The 17,407-nt window shown below is 69.0% G+C and carries 16 protein-coding genes and 1 pseudogene; 10 read left to right on the forward strand and 7 right to left on the reverse strand.

The window, feature by feature from the left end; all coding sequences use genetic code 11:
- On the forward strand, positions 1 to 754 hold a 754-nt coding region (locus tag B056_RS0131455; RefSeq protein WP_230203287.1), incomplete at its 5' end, for a ZIP family metal transporter.
- A gap of 33 nt (positions 755 to 787) precedes the next feature.
- Here the strand turns inward: B056_RS0131455 and B056_RS41305 are convergent.
- Entirely contained in the window at positions 788 to 2,506 is a 1,719-nt protein-coding gene (locus B056_RS41305) for a serine/threonine-protein kinase (RefSeq protein WP_084647288.1), read from the reverse strand.
- Positions 2,507 to 2,936: 430 nt separating this feature from the next.
- On the opposite strand from B056_RS41305, the gene B056_RS0131465 reads away from it, so the two are divergent.
- The 4 genes from B056_RS0131465 to B056_RS43275 all read left to right on the forward strand — a co-directional run bounded on the left by B056_RS0131465 (position 2,937) and on the right by B056_RS43275 (position 6,390).
- Complete coding sequence (locus B056_RS0131465) at positions 2,937 to 4,610, forward strand: M48 family metalloprotease (protein WP_035753480.1); 1,674 nt, start codon at positions 2,937 to 2,939, stop codon at positions 4,608 to 4,610.
- Positions 4,607 to 5,632 carry a DUF3592 domain-containing protein gene (locus B056_RS0131470; protein ID WP_154677341.1) on the forward strand — a complete coding sequence of 342 codons (1,026 nt, stop codon included), beginning with the start codon at positions 4,607 to 4,609 and terminating at the stop codon, positions 5,630 to 5,632. The genes B056_RS0131465 and B056_RS0131470 overlap by 4 nt, the downstream gene beginning before the upstream one ends.
- A gap of 90 nt (positions 5,633 to 5,722) precedes the next feature.
- Positions 5,723 to 6,100 (forward strand): hypothetical protein, encoded by a 378-nt coding sequence (locus tag B056_RS0131475; protein ID WP_018505821.1) that lies wholly within the window; start codon positions 5,723 to 5,725, stop codon positions 6,098 to 6,100.
- 98 nt (positions 6,101 to 6,198) lie between these two features.
- Positions 6,199 to 6,390: a hypothetical protein gene (locus B056_RS43275; protein ID WP_020572814.1), complete on the forward strand. Its 192-nt coding sequence runs from the start codon at positions 6,199 to 6,201 to the stop codon at positions 6,388 to 6,390.
- 84 nt (positions 6,391 to 6,474) lie between these two features.
- On the opposite strand, the pseudogene B056_RS45060 reads toward B056_RS43275, so the two are convergent.
- The 5 genes and pseudogenes from B056_RS45060 to ctaD form a co-directional block, all read right to left on the reverse strand.
- Positions 6,475 to 6,594 (reverse strand): annotated as a pseudogene (locus tag B056_RS45060) (IS5 family transposase); the annotation flags it as partial.
- 475 nt (positions 6,595 to 7,069) lie between these two features.
- Complete coding sequence (locus tag B056_RS0131480; protein ID WP_020572815.1) at positions 7,070 to 8,215, reverse strand: glycosyltransferase family 9 protein; 1,146 nt, start codon at positions 8,213 to 8,215, stop codon at positions 7,070 to 7,072.
- 35 nt (positions 8,216 to 8,250) lie between these two features.
- Positions 8,251 to 9,459 carry a zinc-dependent alcohol dehydrogenase gene (locus tag B056_RS0131485; RefSeq protein ID WP_018505823.1) on the reverse strand — a complete coding sequence of 403 codons (1,209 nt, stop codon included), beginning with the start codon at positions 9,457 to 9,459 and terminating at the stop codon, positions 8,251 to 8,253.
- On the reverse strand, positions 9,456 to 9,893 hold the full coding sequence (locus tag B056_RS38725; RefSeq protein ID WP_018505824.1) for a hypothetical protein: 438 nt from the start codon (positions 9,891 to 9,893) through the stop codon (positions 9,456 to 9,458). Before B056_RS38725 ends, B056_RS0131485 begins: the two co-directional genes overlap by 4 nt.
- A 213-nt stretch (positions 9,894 to 10,106) precedes the next feature.
- The gene (gene ctaD, locus B056_RS0131495) at positions 10,107 to 11,762 is read right to left on the reverse strand and encodes an aa3-type cytochrome oxidase subunit I (protein ID WP_018505825.1); all 1,656 of its coding nucleotides are present in this window, start codon (positions 11,760 to 11,762) and stop codon (positions 10,107 to 10,109) included.
- 945 nt (positions 11,763 to 12,707) lie between these two features.
- Between ctaD and B056_RS39820 the strand changes: the two genes are divergently transcribed.
- The 5 genes from B056_RS39820 to B056_RS45065 all read left to right on the forward strand — a co-directional run bounded on the left by B056_RS39820 (position 12,708) and on the right by B056_RS45065 (position 16,249).
- A complete protein-coding gene (locus B056_RS39820) occupies positions 12,708 to 13,376 on the forward strand; it encodes a hypothetical protein (protein WP_018505827.1) in 669 nt (222 codons plus the stop codon).
- Positions 13,377 to 13,379: 3 nt separating this feature from the next.
- Positions 13,380 to 13,832, forward strand: coding sequence for a phage holin family protein (locus B056_RS0131505; RefSeq protein ID WP_018505828.1), 453 nt, complete (start codon positions 13,380 to 13,382; stop codon positions 13,830 to 13,832).
- A complete protein-coding gene (locus B056_RS0131510) occupies positions 13,808 to 14,479 on the forward strand; it encodes a DUF3618 domain-containing protein (RefSeq protein WP_018505829.1) in 672 nt (223 codons plus the stop codon). The genes B056_RS0131505 and B056_RS0131510 overlap by 25 nt, the downstream gene beginning before the upstream one ends.
- A 1,042-nt stretch (positions 14,480 to 15,521) precedes the next feature.
- Entirely contained in the window at positions 15,522 to 15,947 is a 426-nt protein-coding gene (locus B056_RS0131515; protein ID WP_018505830.1) for an Hsp20/alpha crystallin family protein, read from the forward strand.
- A gap of 89 nt (positions 15,948 to 16,036) precedes the next feature.
- Positions 16,037 to 16,249, forward strand: a complete 213-nt coding sequence (locus B056_RS45065) for a hypothetical protein (protein WP_018505831.1) — start codon at positions 16,037 to 16,039, stop codon at positions 16,247 to 16,249.
- A gap of 404 nt (positions 16,250 to 16,653) precedes the next feature.
- Here the strand turns inward: B056_RS45065 and B056_RS43775 are convergent.
- Positions 16,654 to 17,407: ZIP family metal transporter (locus tag B056_RS43775; RefSeq protein WP_230203287.1), on the reverse strand; the 754-nt coding region annotated here is incomplete at its 5' end.

The raw sequence follows: 17,407 nt of genomic DNA on the forward strand, positions 1-17,407 counted from the left end.
GCCGGGGTGGATGGAAGCCGGTGGCTGGGGCCTGCTGGCCGGGTCCGCGCTGTTGGTTGGTTCCGCAGTGGGCTATCTGGTGCGACTGCCGCGGCGCGTGGTCGCCTCGGTGATGGCGTTCGGCGCTGGTGTGCTGCTGTCCGCGGTGGCCTTCGACCTGATCTCGGATGCGTACGAGCAGGGTGGGTTGACCCCCACCGTGCTCGGAGCGGTTGCCGGCGCCGTCGCCTATACGGGCTGCAACGTGGTTTTGGCATGGCGGGGGGCGCGGCACCGTAAACGTTCCGGGGGGCAGCAGCCCTCGGAGGACGAGCAGGCGGGCTCGGGCACGGCACTCGCTCTCGGGGCGCTTCTGGACGGCATCCCCGAATCGGTGGTGATCGGTGCGAGTCTGCTGGGCGGCGGGGCGGTCAGCGCGGCCACCGTCGTCGCGGTGTTCGTCAGCAACGTGCCCGAAGGGCTGTCCAGCGCGGCGGGGATGCGGCGAGCCGGCCGCTCCCCGACCTACGTCTTCGGGCTGTGGACTGTCATCGCGCTGATCAGTGGTCTTGCCGCCGTCGTCGGATACACGCTGCTGGGTGGTGTCTCGCCGCTGGTCCTGGCCGCGGTGACCGCGGTGGCTGGCGGCGCCATCCTGACGATGATCGCGGACACGATGGTCCCGGAGGCGTTCGACGAGGCGCATCTGGCGACCGGCCTCATCCTCCTCGTCGGATTCCTGGGGGCGTTCTCGATTTCGGTCTCCGGTCGCTGATCGGCCCGGGGTTAGCGTCTCGGGGGCGAGGGACTACTTGGCGTGGCCGTTTCGTTTGTCCTTCGAAGACTCCGCCAGCGGTGACGGCGGACTGGGCCGTCCCGCGGTTGTCGGACGTTGATCGTGTGGGCCGGAAGGCTCTTCACCGGGCTTTGGCCCCGAGATACGAGCGGGCTGCTCGCTGCCGTCTGCCGGGCAGGAGGCGCCGGTGAGAGAGAGGCTGTGCTGTGAGTTTCGCGGCGGGTCCAGGGGGTCGCATCCGCTTGGTGGCATGGGGGCGGACGGCTGCCGCGGGGTACGGATGGCAGCGCCCTGACCGCTGTCGCCGAGGGTGGACCGGCTCGAGGCCGCAACGGGATCGGAGACGGGCCGTAGTGTGGTTGGCTCTGGCCGGGCTGGTCCGGGTGCGGTGTCTGCCCGCTCCTCAGCGAGGAGGGGGGCCGCGCCGACCGTCACCTGTACCGCCGACGCGTGCACTGGCGGTACGGCGGATTGGGCCGCCGGCACGCGGGGCTGAGTCGAGGCGGTCGACGGTGTTGTCTCCGGCCCAGCGGCTACGAGCAGCCCAGCGATCCCCGCCGTAGCGCCGAGCATGCCCGCGCCGAACAGGAGACCTTGTCGGCGGGAAGGTCGTGCGTGTTCCGACCGGCGCGTCCAGACAGCCATCCGCGCGCCGGGCCGGAGATTCGTGGGACCGGCGGGGCGCTCGCCAGGGAGGCCCTCCCCCAGGCCGGAGATGCCAGCTGGCTGAGCTGAGCCCAGCGTCTCGAGCTCGTCAAACGGGCCTGAGGACGCGGGCTCCCCCGGCGACGCGGGAGGGCTGATCGAGGCCGATACCTGGAGCTCAGGCCGGGGAGAGGTGACTGTCAGGGCCTGCGCGGATGATCGCAGAGCCGCCAGCTCGGCCAGGAGCCTCGGGGCATCTGGGCGATGTTCCGGGCGTTTGCACAGGCCCGCTGTAAGCACCGCCCGCAGCGGGCCTGCGACACCGGTGAGCTTTGGTTCGCTGTGGACGGTGCGGTGAAGCAGGGCCTCGAGCGGGCCGTCGCCGAACGGGGTCCGCCCGGTGGCGGCGAAGGCCACAGTGAGTGCCCAGGAGAAGATGTCCGCCGCTGGCCCTGGACGGGTCTGCGTGGTGAGCATCTCCGGGGCCATGTAGCCCACGCTGCCCAGGATGATGCCCGTCGCGGTCATCGTGCCGGGCAGGCCTGCGGCGATACCGAAGTCGATGACCTTCGGCCCGTCGGGAGGCAGCATCACATTGCTTGGTTTCAGGTCGCGGTGCACGACTCCAACCTGGTGAATGGCGTTGAGGGCGGCGGCCAGTCCGATCGCCAGTTCGAGCAGGGCGTGCGGCGAGAGCGGGCCGTGTCGCCCGATGTGAGCCATGAGTGTGAAGCCGGGTACGTATTCGGCGGCGAGCCAGGGCGCCTCGGCGTCCGGGTCTGCTTCCAGTAGCCGGGCTACCCGCGGGCTGTCGACGGACGAGGCGGCGCTGACCTCACGGCCGAAGCGGCGCCGGAAGTCCGGGTCCTCGGCGTAGTCGTCGCGCAGCACCTTCACGGCCGCCTGCCGGCCGCCGCCATCCACCCCCAGGTACACGACGCCCATCCCGCCGCTGCCCAGGCGCGCTGCGAGTCGGTAGGGGCCGACACAGACCGGATCACCTGGCCGTAATACCTTCACGGACGCGCCCCCCTCGTTCGTCACCGCGGCCCGCCGCGACCCACCATCACCGGCGACGGCCGCCATACCCGCAGCGTTGGCGGCTATGTCGGCCCGTGACATCCATCACGGTGTGAGAACGTTTGCCTTGTCTCCCAGGCCCGGGGGAACGACCGCTGGTGAAGGATTCCCCGGCGGCACCGGGGTCGAGTCAGGCACGGCTTGCAGTGTTCCGTTCCGGAAGCGCTTGCGGGTTCAGGAGTAACCCGATAAGGTAGATGTTGGTGTGCCGGGAAGTCTGGTCGGCGAAGTAATTCGTGCTGTCCATAGCTGTATTGCGCCGACCTTCCCTGGAGGCCTCTGGTCGTCCTCGATTTCATTGCCGTGTCCGGGCCGGAGCCCGGTCGTAGCCATTGTCGATACTCGTTCCGTGGGCTGGACGACATTCGCTGTCGTGCTGCCACGGATCATTTCGTGCTGCTCCGAAAGAGGACACCGTGCCCTTCTCGGGATGCCCATGAGCACCATTCCACCCTCTGTCGACCTGTTGAGGGCCGACCGTAGAAGGGTCCTGACAAACGTTCTACGGGCGATCGTCATGTGGTTCTTCTTAATGATCGACAGTATCGTCCTGAGTTTTTTCGTCGTCGGCCTGGCCGTCGCGTCGCATGACTGGTTGATCGGTGTCGCGCCGTTCGTCGGGATGCTGCTGGCCCTGCTCAACCCGGTCCTCCGGAGCGCCCGCCCACCGGGCCGGGTGCTACGACCGGACGATGAACCCGACCTTGCCGTTCTGATACTCCGGGCCTCCGAACGGATGGATTTCGGCGCTCCGCTCGCCGTCCGGGTTCTACCGACTCCGGTGGCGCTGGTGCACCCAGGATCCGGTGGCCGGTCACCGAGCCTGCTCCTCGGCTGGCCCCTTCTGCGTGGGCTCACCGCCACGCAGCTCACGGCCATCGTCACCCGGGAGATCGCCCGTCATCAGCTGACCGGCTGGCGCGAAGGAGCCTTGGCGTCCACCCGCGGCATGGTCGCGCAGGCGCTCACCAGCCGCCTCCCGCCGCGCCGGGTCGTCTCCGCTGCGTTGCTGAACGCTACGCAGCGGTACCGCTGGCGGGTGGAGCTCGCGGCGGACGCACGGGCCGCCGAGGTTCTCGGTACCACCGAAGTCCGTTCCGCCCTGACCCGCGCGACGCTGGTCGCGGCGGCGTTCGACCACCTCGGCGGACGCTGGACCAAGGTTCTCGCCCAGCAGCGGACGTTCCCCGAGGACCTGTACGACGCCCTCGACGAGGCCCTTGATGATCCACATGTCGTCCGGTGGGTCTCCGCGGCCATCCTGACGGACGAGGCCAGGGATCCCTGGGCCGCGCACGTCCGGCTTCCGCTGCAGCCGCGTCTGGCTGCCCTGGCGGAACTACCGGTGCCCACTCCCGCCAGAGCTGAAATCGGCGACGCCGCGTCGCCGGGCACCGAACGCGCCGAGGCATCCCGCTGCCGGCCTGTCGTCGGGCCCGACGACAGGCCGGTGCGTATCCATCAGGCCGATGACCTGAACCGGTGGGCTCCACGGGAGCTGCTCCCCGATTCCAGCCAGGTCGTGCTCCCCGCAAGCGTGCTGGAAAGTCCGGCAGACCTGTTCAAGCCCCTCGACGAGGCACGTACCGACTTGCTGCGGGCGACGGGCCGGGGCACGACGCCGGACGCGGTGACCGCTGCGGTCGATGCCCTGGAGTCCGGTCCACCTCCCGCTACCGCTCCTCGCCCGTCGGCAGCCCACGCATCGGGCGATGGGACCGCCCCCTTCCACACGTCAGGCGGAGTCCCCGTAGGCGCAACCCATACGAGTGGCGGGTGGTGGGCCCGAGCGAGGAGAGACACGGGCTGGCACGGGCTCGCCCGCCGCATCGAGCCCCCGATCCGCACCGAGCCACCGCCGGGGCGCGACGCGCTTGCCCGCGCGGTCCTCTCCGACTGCCTGGGCAACGTGATCAGCATGAGGCTGGTCGACTCCGACTGGGAACGGGCGAGCCGATGGGTGACAGCCGTGGTCATCTCCCCCGACGGCCGGAGCGTTGATGTGCGGGAGCTGATCGAGCAAGCCGTAGATTCCGGCGACGCGACCCAGGTGCGGGCACTGATCGCAGCAAGCAACGACACCGAATTCATCATGGAGGCGGGGGCGTGACGGGGATCGACCACGCCCCTGGGACGAGACGGGCGGCCCTGCCCGCCCGGCGCCCGGTGCTGCGGGTGGCACTGTTCGGTATCTCGGTCGCTCTGGCCGGATTCACGGTGATCGCCGGTGACACCGCGTGGCGGGCGCACCGGTACGACACAGCCCGCGCCGAGGCGACCGCCCTCGCCGACGGCACAGTGGTCGAGGACCGGTACGAAGAGCACTTCGACCTACGGGCCCGCTGGGTCGACGCCACCGGTCGCGAGCATGCGCAACGGTTCGACGTCGATCATCGATATCGCGTCGGTGAGCGGTTCACCGTCGCCTACGACCCGACCGACCCCTCACCGCGGGGCTTCCCCGCGGACTCGGGAACGGGAGACGACAACGGCACCCCGAGCGTTTTCCTCGTATACGCCGCCGCAGCCGCGGTCGTCGTGCCACTGTGGTGGGCTGTGCGCGGCCTGCGCTTCCGGCACGCCGCCGAACAGCCCGGCCGCGCCATGGTCGCCCATCCCCGGATCGGGAAGAACACCAACGGAGTGGGCATCACCCATCCGAGTACCTGGCTCATCCTGAACGACATCGGAAACCCGGTGCCCTACGGCTGGCAGCGGGTGATGTGGCACCCGGCAGTCGAGGAGATACCCGACGAGGCCGAGGTGACCGTGCGGGGCAGGTCGTCGGCGTCAGGGCCGGTGGGCGCGCTCGTCGTCGAACTGCCCGGCGGCATTCGCCTCATGCCCATCGGCGGGATCCGGCGCGAGCCACCGAAACACTTTCGCCTGGCCTCCCGCCCTGGCGTGCACGTCGATCTCGGGCCCGACGGCAGACTCGTCATCGTCCGCGACGACCCCCCGCCCCACCCCCGCCGGTGGTGGCGCCGTACCCCGCGCCTTGTGCTCGTCGGCGTCCTGCTGGGCGGAGCGCTCGGCTTCGGAGTGGACGGCACGGCCACGGTCCTACCCGGCGCTGCCCTCATGTCCACCATCCTGCTGACCGGCTGGACGCTGAGCGCGGGAGAACCGTGAGCGGACACCTCCCCCAGCCGCCCAGGTCCGTCCAAGGGCGCCCGCGACGCCCGCACGCACCCTCGATCCGTCTGCATGGGAGTCGCAGTAATGTCCGATCTGATCGTCACAGTCATACTCGCCGCGGCCTGGGCCCTGGCCGCCACGTACTTCCTGACCGAGGTCGTGCGCCAGCGGCCGTTCCGACGGCCGCTCGCGGGGCGCGCATCACGCTCGCAGTCACTGGCCCTGGCGCTGCTGTGCGCTGGCCTGGCTCTGAACCCGACCGCAGCCCTGCTGCGCGACCACCGGACGCTCTCCATCTCGCTTTCCATCCTCGGCCTGCTCTGCCTCGCCGCCATGATGGTCGTGTTCGTCGTCCAGGGATGGAACAGCCAGCAGGGCCAGGACGCCCGATCCGGCGGGCTCGACCGGACCGGCCCGACCGCAGGTGACCACCCCGGCGAGCAGGCACGGTCACCCTCCTGACTGGCCTGCCGGTCCGGCGACGGTTCTCTCCTCCCCGCGCCGATCAGGAGACGAGTAACCAATGCCCAGGATCTACCCGCGGAATCGGACGATTGTTGATGGTGGCGACCGCCGAGGTGGCTGCTCAGGCGGCACGGCCGACGCGTCTACATCGGGCGCCGACGTCGATGATGGCCGCCCGCCGGATGGAAGAAAAGAATACGATGATCATGAGCGAAGAAAGTGCCACTCTAACCGTCGAAGAGAAGGAGTTCCGGAACAACACCTTCCCCGTCTGTGGAATTTTTTGATGGCGCCCGTGACCGTCTTGGGGTCAGCCGAAATACAGGAGATCGCCGGGTTCCCTCACGGCGACTCGATTCCGTGGGATCCATGTTCAGGACGCTGCGCAGATCGTGTGTCGGGGGGCGTCCGATGGTCAGACCTTTGCGGTGGCGTTCGGCGCGCCAGGCGGTCAGTACGGGTTCGACCAGTTTCCATCGGGCATCGGACAGGTCGCTGGGGTAGCCGTCGCTGTTAGGTCATGGTTGCGGCCTACCGCAGACCGGCCGCGGCTACCCGGAGTTCTCTGCGTCACGGGTAGATGTCGCAGGCCGCCCGGTAGCGGGATGAGACAGGATCGTTCGGCGCCAACACCGCACCACCATGAGCCTCATATCTGCCGGAACAGCTCGGGCCGGGCGCGGATCTCGGTGAAAGAGTGCTGCGTATGATTGTCGGGCGGGAGACGAACCGGCCGAAAATCCTCGGCAAGGAATCGAACGCCCTGCGAGAAACCCGATGGCTCGGGCGCGTGGTCTCCCGGCCCTGTGGCATCGCGGCATGCTGGTCGTCCGGGCGGGGACCGGCTCCTGGATCTCTCACGGACCGGTGGCCGTCCGGGCGGCTTGCGTGGCTTGGAGTTGCCGACTGCCGGGCCGAGCGGTAACGAAGGGCTCACCGCCGGTGCTCGACTCGTCCGCGGGCATGTCAGCTCGCCCAGTCTCGGCCGAGCAACCCGCGCGCCTCGGTGATGATCTCCTCGACCGGTACCCCGGCGACGAAGGACGGGTCGTGCGGACAGCGCTGCGGCTCCTGCGGCGCGCCGCACCGCGGGCAGGTGTTTTGAAAGGAGGTGATGACGCGGTGCCGGCCGCGGTTCAGGGGACCGGCGTTGATGACGTTTCCGCACCAGAACACCCCGACGGTCGGCGTCCCGACGGCCTCGGCGAGGTGCCGCGGGCCGGAGTCGTTTCCGATCATCACATCAGCGGCCGCGAGCAGCCCGACCAGCCCGCTCAGCCCGAGCCGCCCGGTCAGGTCGACCAGCCGGCCCGCCCGCACCGCCGGCTCTGCCAGCTCCATCAGTCGCGCGCCGAGCGGCCGGTCCACCGCCGATCCGACGACCAGCATCACCGCCCCATCGCGGGCCAGTGCCTCCACGACCGCTGCGAGGTCCGTCACCGGTAGCCGGCGGCGCGGATCCCCGGCGCCCGGATGCAACGCGACAAGCGGCATGTCGTCGGGCGGGGACTGCACCAGCGGGCAGCCGGCGGCTGCGGCACGCCGATCGTTCTCGGTCACCGTCAGCTCCGGGATCAGGGTCACCGGCGGGATCCCGGCCAGCCCGACGATCTCCAGGTTGCGCAGCGTCTCGTGCTGGAGGTGGCGGAATGGCAGCGAGCGGTCGAGTGGCGGGGCGTCCCGGTCCCGGCCGCCCACGGTGAGGGCCGCGTGTAGCCGGTGGACCAGCGGGTTCGAGTGCGCTCCTCCGCCATGCAGCTGGAACGCCAGGTCGTAGCGGGCCGCCTGGTGGCGGCGTAGGAAGGCCACCAGCTCCTCGTCCGGCTCGGCGGGGGCGGGCCCGGGTGGGGCGGAGACGCCTGGGAAGGGCGGCACCACGTCCACCTCGTCCCAGGGGCCGGGCCGGCCGGTGAGCAGTTCCCGGTGCCAGGACAGGCCCAGGTAGGTGATTCGGGCGTCCGGGTAGGCGGCACGCAGAGCGTCCAGGGCCGGCAGGCTCAGCACGAAGTCACCCAGCCCGTTCGCCCGCAGCACGGCGATGCGTCGCGCGCCGTCCACCTCTGCGCGGCTGGACAGGCCGAGAGTGCGAACGACCCCGATCCCAGGCTCCATGCTGTCCGGAGTGCCCTGAAGCCTGATCCGCAAGGTCACCGCCGCCTGGGTGTGTCAGCAGGTACGTCGCGGGCAGACGGGTGGAAGACGGCTCGGACGCAGTCGTCCTCCTTGGTCTTGAACAGGTCGTAGCCGTGCGCGCCCTTCTCCAGGGGCAGTACGTGGGTGGCGAGATGGTCGGTACGGATCTCTCCGCGGCCGATGCGCTCAAGGAGCATGGGGATATAGCGTTGACCGTGCTGCTGGGCGCCGCGGACGGTCAGGCCCTTGTTCATGAGCGCGCCGAGCGGGAACTTGTCCACGACCCCGGTGAAGACACCGAGGACGAACACCGAGCCGCCCTTGCGGCAGTGGTAGATGGCCTCGCGCACCGCGATCGGCCGGTCAGTCTCCAGCTTCAGCTTGCTTTTGACCTGGTCGTAGACGTGCTGTGGGCCGGGGCTGTGCGCTTCGCAGCCGACGGCTTCGATGCACACGTCGGGCCCTCGCCCGCCGGTCGCCTCGCGTAGGGCCGCGCCGACGTCGGTCAGCTCGTAGTTCAGCGTCTCCAGCCCGAAGACCTGCTCGGCCTGCCGTAGCCGGTAGTCGAACCGGTCGATCACGATGACTCGTTCCGCTCCCAGCAGCTGCGCGGCGCGGGCCGCCATCTGCCCGACGGCGCCGCAGCCCCAGACCGCGACGACGTCACCGGGGCGCACCCCGCCGAGGTCGGCGCCCATCCATCCGGTGGGTACGGAGTCCGAGCAGAACAGGGCGCTCATGTCGTCGACCTCGGGCGGTACCGGGATCGCCGTGTGGTCGGCGAAGGGCACGCGGACGAACTCGGCGTGGCTGCCGCGGAAACCGCCCATGGCGTGGGAGTACCCGAAGATGCCGCCGGGATCGGCGCCCCACAGCGTCTGGGTGATGCCGGGGTTGATGTTGGTGTTGTCGCACAGCGACCACAGGTCGTGCCGGCAGTACCAGCACCGGCCACAGCCGATGAACGACGCGACCACGACGCGGTCCCCCGGCCGGTGTCGCCTCACCTCCGGGCCGACCTCCACCACCTCGCCCATGAACTCGTGACCGATGACGTCGCCGGCCTCCATGAAGGGGATGTGGCCGGTGAGCAGATGCAGGTCCGACCCACAGGTGGTACTCAGCCGCACCCGCAGGAGCAGGTCCGTGTCCTGCTGGATGCCCGGGTCCGGCACCGTCTGGAGCCGCACGTCGTTGATGCCCTCCCAGCACAGCGCCCTCACAGCCACCCCTCCTTCCTCGACGCCCCCACCACCGTCTGCAACACCCACCCCGCCGGGCCCGGATGAGTCGACGGCGGGCTGTCCGGCTCCAGTACGGTCCCGACCTCCAGCAGCGACTTCGCCTGCCGCAGCGCCAGCCGTACGTCTCCCCGGGAGACCTCTGCCTCGAGGCCGGGCCGGGCGAGCAGCTCAGTGCCCCACTCACCGGCCGCCGGCCGGATCCGCACCCTGATCTCGTCACCGAGGCGGGCGAGCGGCTCGGGCAGCGCACCAGCCGGGCAGACTTCCGCCAGCGGCAGGCCGACGGTCACCGCCAACCAGTAGTCCGCCTGGCTACGGCCGCCACCCGGCCTCATCCCCGAGAGGACAGCGGATGCGGAGAACCACCGCCGGGTCGCCGCGACGAGTCCGCCCGCCGCCACGGTGGCGGCCACACCGGATAGGACAGCGGCCGATCGCCTCGAAATCATGGTCACGCCTTCCCGCAGGTCATCCTGACCGTGATCAGGGTGGGAGAAGTTGATCCCGCCGATTCGACGTCCTGTCCGTCATCCACCGGTCTTCCCGGTCGTCCTCGACACACACCCGGTCGTCCCCACCAGCAGGGAAGAAGCCGGGACGTTCCGGGGTGTTTCAGGCAATCAGAATCAGCGCAGCTCCGGGGTGGCATGGTAGTCGACCTCTCCGGCGACCTCCGGGTAGTGCAGGTCGAAGGCGGGGCGCTCGGAGCGGATGCGGGGCACTGACAGGAAGTTGTGGCGTGGGGGCGGGCACGACGTCGCCCACTCCAGCGAGTTCCCGTACCCCCACGGGTCGTCGGCGAGCGCCAGTCTCCCCCGCCGGTAGGAGTGCCAGATGTTGTACATGAACGGGAGGGTGGACGCGCCCAGCAGGAACGACCCGGCGGTGGACACGGTGTGCAGGGTGGTGAAGCCGTCGTTCGGCCCATAATCGGCGTACCTCCGCGGCATTCCTTTCACACCCAGCCAGTGCTGGACGAGGAAAGTCATGTGAAACCCGAGGAACAACGTCCAGAAATGAATCTTCCCAAGCTTGTCGTTCATCATTCTTCCGGTGACCTTCGGGAACCAGAAGTAGGTGCCGCCGAAAGCCGCGAAGACGACCGTGCCAAAGACCACGTAGTGGAAGTGGGCGATCAGGAAGTAGCTGTCGCTGACGTGGAAGTCGATCGGCGGGCTGGCAAGCATGACGCCGGTCAGTCCGCCCAGCAGGAAGGTGACCAGGAATCCCAGACAGAAGAGCATGGGGGTCTCGAAGGTGAGGTTCCCCCGCCACATGGTGCCGATCCAGTTGAAGAACTTGATCCCGGTGGGAACGGCGATCAGGAAGGAGAGTATGGAGAAGAACGGAAGGAGCACCGCTCCAGTGACGAACATGTGGTGACCCCACACCGCGATGGAGAGCGCACCGATTCCTATGGTTGCGAACACGAGGCCCTTGTAACCGAAGACGGGCTTACGGGAGAAGACCGGGATGATCTCACTGATGATGCCGAAGAACGGCAGGGCGATGATGTAGACCTCGGGGTGGCCGAAGAACCAGAAGAGGTGCTGCCAGAGGATCGCGCCGCCGGTGTCCGCGTCGAAGACGTGGGCACCGAACCTGCGGTCGGCCTCCAGTCCGAGCAGTGCCGCGGCCAGAACGGGAAAGGCGACGATCACCAGCATGGAGGTGACCAGAAAGGTCCAGCAGAAGATGGAAATCCGGAACATCGTCATCCCGGGTGCCCGCATCGTGACGATGGTGGTGATCATGTTCACGGCGCCGAGAATGGTGCCCAGACCAGAGACGACCAGCCCCATGATCCACAGGTCGGAGCCGACAGTCGGGGAGTAGGTTTTGTTGTTCAGGGGTGCGTACGCCGTCCACCCGAAGTCCGCACCGCCATCCGGCGTCAGGAAGCCTGCGACGACCATGAGCCCGCCAAAGAGGAAAAACCAGTACGACAGCGCGTTGAGCCGAGGAAAGGCGACGTCGGGCGCACCTATCTGCAGCGGGACGAGCAGGTTCGCGAACGCGAAGGCAAGCGGTGTCGCAAACAGCAGGAGCATCAGCGTACCGTGCAGAGTGAAGAGCTGGTTGTACTGCTCGTTCGAGAAGTACTGCAGTCCCGGCCGCGCCAGCTCCGTACGTATGAGGAGCCCAAGAATCCCAGCGAAGACAAAGAAGGAGAAAGAGGTCACCGCGTAGAGTACGGCGATGTCCTTGTGCGACGTGGTGCGCAGATAGCCGAGAAGGTTGACACGACTACGGGTATGTCGCGGTTGAACGTCTTCGGTCATCGGACCAGAAAGTTCGCGCAGGGCCACGTCAGCTCCGGAGTGAGGGCGCATCTAGGATCGACGTCGACGTACTGTAACGCGCACCCTCGGAGTACACGATGAACGTGAGCCCGTCAGCCACAGCCAACGTCTCACCGTTCCGCCGTTGAACGTCTTTCGCGCCTCCACAGACGCCGGACCGAAGCGACTTTTCGGCGTCAACCGGATATCTGGTCGGGTCTTTCCGTCACGCTGGCTCACTCGCACTCGCTGGGCCCGTTCCCGGACGATACCGTGAGATAGCCGGCGAGTATGCCGAATGAAGGCAGCGACGACCCGCCCCGCGAAACATGTCAGGTTTGAAGAGACGCCGACACGTTTCGTCGAGGGCCGCTCCGGTGCCCGATCAGCCGGGGGTGACCGCGTTCCGTACCGTTCATCGCGATCACCCGACACCGGGTGTAGGGGTCCATCGCCATCTTGTCGTACGGTTCGACGTTGAGCTCGGACCAGTTCCGCACCTGATCATCGAGGGCGATTTCTGGTCAGGCTGACGGTCGATCTGACTCAGGACCACCCTGTGTGCCCGGTGCCGCTCTGGCGCAGGATCGACGAGATCAGCTGGAGCCCGGGCGGTAGGGATAGCCCTGCTCGCGTCCACTGGACACGTCTGGCCCAGAATATCCGATTTTTTTGTCACGACACCGGGACGACCTGGATCAGGTTTCCCACCCCGATTCTCTGTGGCCGGGAGAAAAGGATTGGGTGTCGCCTGCAGGGGTAGGGCGGCGGCGACACACCGATCAACGGAGGCGAATAATCATGACAGCAAGAGAAACGGTGGGAGACAAAATCGATCAGACGGGAGATACCTGGACGACCGAGGGGCAGAAATCCGAGAGTTCGTCCCAGGATGGGAGTCGGGCAGCCGACGTGGCCGGGGAAGCACAGGGGCAGACCAGGCGCGTGGCGGACGAGACGGGGACCCAGGCCTCCAGAGTCGTCGACGAGGCCCAACGTCAGGTCCGGGACGTCGCCGGTGAGGCGAAACGGCAGGCGCGGGATCTCGCGGGCGAGACCCGCGACCAGGTCACCCAGCAGGCGTCCGAGCAGCAGCAGCGCATCGCGTCCCACGTGCGCGACCTCGCTGACGGCCTGTCCCGCATGGCAGACCAGGCTCCGGCCGAGGCCGGCCTGGCCGGCGACCTCGCCCGGATGGTTTCGGAGCGGCTGCGCACCGTCGGTCAGCACCTGGAGAACCGGCAACCCGCCGACCTCGTGGAGGACGTGCGATCGTTCGCACGTGCGCGCCCCGGGGTCTTCCTGACCGGCGCCCTCCTCGGCGGATTCGTGACCGGCCGACTGGTCAGGGGCGCGACATCCCGGACGCCGGCCCGCCCTTCCGGGCAGCCAGCCTCCCCGCCGGAGGCGTTCCCGGCCGCGTCCAACGGCCGTTACTACTCCTCCGCGGCCGACCCTGCCGGGGGCGCCGTCGCCGGAGAGGAGTGGAACGGCCGTGTTCCCAGCTCCGCGGAGCCGCTGCCCGTCGCGGCCGGAGGCGGCGCTGACGCCCCGCCCTCCGACGTCTACACGCCGGACCGGGGAGCCCGGCGCGGAACGGGCACGGGGAGGTAGGCCGTGTCCAACCCCTACCCGTCCGACGCGACACGTCCGGAACAGGCCGCTCGGGGCTCCGGTGTCAGCGACACCGCGGTCCGTGAGTCCACGGCCGGTCAGCTGATGTCCGAGGTCACCAGCGATCTGTCCGAACTGGTGCGTAAGGAGATCGAACTCGCCAGGGCCGAGATCCGCCACGAGGGCCGGCGGGCGGGCCGCGGAGCCGGGATGCTCGGCGGCGGCGGGTTCGCCGCCTACATGACGCTGCTCTTCGCGTCCGTGGCGCTGATGTTCCTGCTCGACCGGGCGCTTCCCCTCGACTGGGCGGCCTTCATCGTCGCCATGATCTATCTGGTTGTTGCTGTTCCCCTCGTGCTACGAGGCCGACGGGAACTGCGAGACATGTCGGGGGCACCCCAGACCGTCGACACCCTCAAGGAGGACGTGCAATGGGCCGCGAACCGCACGAAGTGAGGGCTGACATCGAGGCGGCCCGAGCTCGACTCGGCACCGACGTCGACAACCTGTCCGCGAAGGTGTCCCCGTCCAAGGTCGCCGAACGGCGCGTCGACGACGCCCGCCGCGCCGCGACCACCGTCCGGGAGAAGGTGATGGGCACCGCCCATTCCGCCCGCGACCAGGCCAGCGACGCCGGCGACGACCTGCAGAGCCGCGCGTCCGACGCGGCCGGTGCGGTGCAGGACTACGCCTCCGACGCGGCCGACACGGTGAAGGACGCCGCCGGTGCCGCCAGGGACACCGTGGCCGCCGCGCCGGGCGCGGTCCGCAGCGGTACAGAAGGCAGCCCCCTGGCCGCCGGCCTGATCGCCTTCGGTGTCGGCGCCCTGATCAGCTCTCTGATCCCGGCAAGCCGCCCCGAGCAGCAGGCGGGCACCCAGATGAAGGAACAGGCAGGACGCCTCGTCGAACCTCTCAGGGACAGCGCCCAGAAGGCATCGGATCAGCTGCGTCCCAAGGCACAGGAGGCCGCGGAGTCCCTGCGCGAGACCGCGCAGCACGCCGCGACCGACGTCCAGGACGAAGCCAGGGACGCCGCCGCCGAGGTCCGCGACACCACAACGGCCGCCGCCGGCAGCGTACGCCACACCGCAACCCGATAAACATTCCCACCTGCCACGGACCGGCCCGTAGGCAGGCTGAACGCAAGGGCAGCACCCACCTCTGGTCCTCCTGACGTTGGCGCGGAAGGTGGGGACAGCGGATCCGGCTTTCACGCACCCATCCGCCACCTGACGGCAGCTGTGCAGGTCCTCCATCTGAGTGGACGACGCCGCCAGAAAGTCCTGGCCCGCATGTATGCGGCGACGGGCTGACCTTGCCCGCCTCGCCATGCGGTACCCCCGCCCCACCGACGCGACGGTCGGGACGGCGGTTCACCGCTACGCGCTGCACCAGGGTCAGGCCCGGATTCGTCCTCCGAGAGCCGCGCCGAGCAAGATCGCGAGTCCCCAAACGACTAAAACGGAGTCGGCCGGGATAGAGCGCATCGTGGGCCTCAACCCGCTCGACCCCGCTGATGCCGCCCACCAGGCGCTCGACCGCACCCAACCAGGCCAAGTACGACCGGTATGGCTCACGCTACGTGGACACCACCGTCGACCCACTCCCCCACCAGCGAGAGGGGATCGCCGGAAAGGCCCTGTTGCGGGCAAGGAACAGCCGAGGGGCCGGCCGGCACGGGGGGTGCCCCGGCGGAGCGTTTTCTGCCCGCTCGGGGGTGGGGACGCCTCGCCTCGCGGCGCCAGGCGCTGGTGACAGTCCGGGAGAGGGTGGGGGTGTCGGGGCGGTCACCCGGGGGAGCAGTGCGGGTCGCGGTGTCCCGCGCGTCAATGGCCCGCTACGCCGGAGACCCAAAATCTATCTTGTCTGATGTAGAATCTCTGTCACGAACAGGGTAGGATTCGACGGTGAGGAGGTGAGAGGGATGGCGGCTCTGCCCGAGGTGGCGCACGGCGGTCGGCGACGGCGCCGCTGCCGGCTTGCCATCGTGTCGGCTGCCGTCACGCGACGACAGCCACCCAGGGTGACGCGCCGGTCACGGCCGTGACGGGCGCGTCCCGTCTGTTTCCCGGCCGCCGCGGTGCGGCGGTACGACGCAGGTAGAAGACGTTTTCTCTGTCATGACACAGGAGGTGCGCGGCGATGCTGCTGCGATTCGACCCGTTCCGTGACTTTGACCGTCTAGCCAGCGAGGCGTTCGGCACGGCACGGACCCCGCAGCCGATGCCGATGGACTGCTACCGCTCCGGCGACACGTTCTTCCTGCACTTCGACCTTCCCGGGATCAACCCGGACTCGGTCGAGGTGACCGCGGAGAACAACACCCTCACCGTGCAGGCGTCCCGCCAGCAGATCGCCCCGGACGACGCCCAGCATCTGGTCGCCGAACGTCCCACCGGCTCCTACCGCCGCCAGGTCGTCCTCGGCGACGGACTGAACATCGACGCGGTCACCGCCAACTACGTCGACGGTGTCCTCACCATCACGATCCCGGTCGCCGAACAGGCCAAGCCGCGCCACATCGCCATCGGCCGGGGCACGACCGACCACAAGGTCATCACCGCGTGATTCCTCGCCGCCGGCCAGCGTGGGCAGGCGGACACCCGGTGTCCCCCCGGTCAGCACTGACCGGGGGGACACCGGACAGGAGGCCCACGATGGGCGGCACCCACCCGCACAGAATCGACGGCACGGCCTACCCGGCCTACAGCATGAGTGCCGCCGCCTGCCGCATCGTGCTCCTCGAACACCGGCTCACCCAGGTCCGCGCCGGACTCGCCGACCTACACCGCCACTTCCACCTCCACCTCCACCAGCGGACCCCATACCGAGGACCGTTCCCGACCTACCCTGATCACTCGGACTCTTGACCCGTACGCAGCACCAACATCCCCTCCGAGTACCCCCGCACGCGGAGTCTGTCCTCACCTCTCCGCTGATCGTCACACCGGCGGCGTCGGACACTCCGCCGTCTTGGACGTCGCTGCCGTCGGCGTTTCCTCCTCTGCCGTTCTGGATGCGACAGCACCAGTAGCTGACCGCCCATGCCGTGTCTGTGACGTCTCGTCCGCCGCGAGCGCGGACGGAAACATCACGACGACCAGGCCATCTGGCGCTGACGCGCACCTACAGCCCGAGGTCCAGCTCTCCGCCCGGCCGCAGTGGGCGCGAAGGGGGCTGTTTCCAGGACGCGGGGAATCTCGAGACGCGCAAATCGCGAGCCCGCCAGCCTCCGTGGGCGGCGATACAGCCTCCGAAAGGGCCTGCAGGCCGATCAGCGACCGGAGACCGAAATCGAGAACGCCCCCAGGAATCCGACGAGGAGGATGAGGCCGGTCGCCAGATGCGCCTCGTCGAACGCCTCCGGGACCATCGTGTCCGCGATCATCGTCAGGATGGCGCCGCCAGCCACCGCGGTCACCGCGGCCAGGACCAGCGGCGAGACACCACCCAGCAGCGTGTATCCGACGACGGCGGCAAGACCACTGATCAGCGCGATGACAGTCCACAGCCCGAAGACGTAGGTCGGGGAGCGGCCGGCTCGCCGCATCCCCGCCGCGCTGGACAGCCCTTCGGGCACGTTGCTGACGAACACCGCGACGACGGTGGCCGCGCTGACCGCCCCGCCGCCCAGCAGACTCGCACCGATCACCACCGATTCGGGGATGCCGTCCAGAAGCGCCCCGAGAGCGAGTGCCGTGCCCGAGCCCGCCTGCTCGTCCTCCGAGGGCTGCTGCCCCCCGGAACGTTTACGGTGCCGCGCCCCCCGCCATGCCAAAACCACGTTGCAGCCCGTATAGGCGACGGCGCCGGCAACCGCTCCGAGCACGGTGGGGGTCAACCCACCCTGCTCGTACGCATCCGAGATCAGGTCGAAGGCCACCGCGGACAGCAGCACACCAGCGCCGAACGCCATCACCGAGGCGACCACGCGCCGCGGCAGTCGCACCAGATAGCCCACTGCGGAACCAACCAACAGCGCGGACCCGGCCAGCAGGCCCCAGCCACCGGCTTCCATCCACCCCGGC

Source organism: Parafrankia discariae, from assembly GCF_000373365.1.
GTDB lineage: Bacteria > Actinomycetota > Actinomycetes > Frankiales > Frankiaceae > Parafrankia > Parafrankia discariae.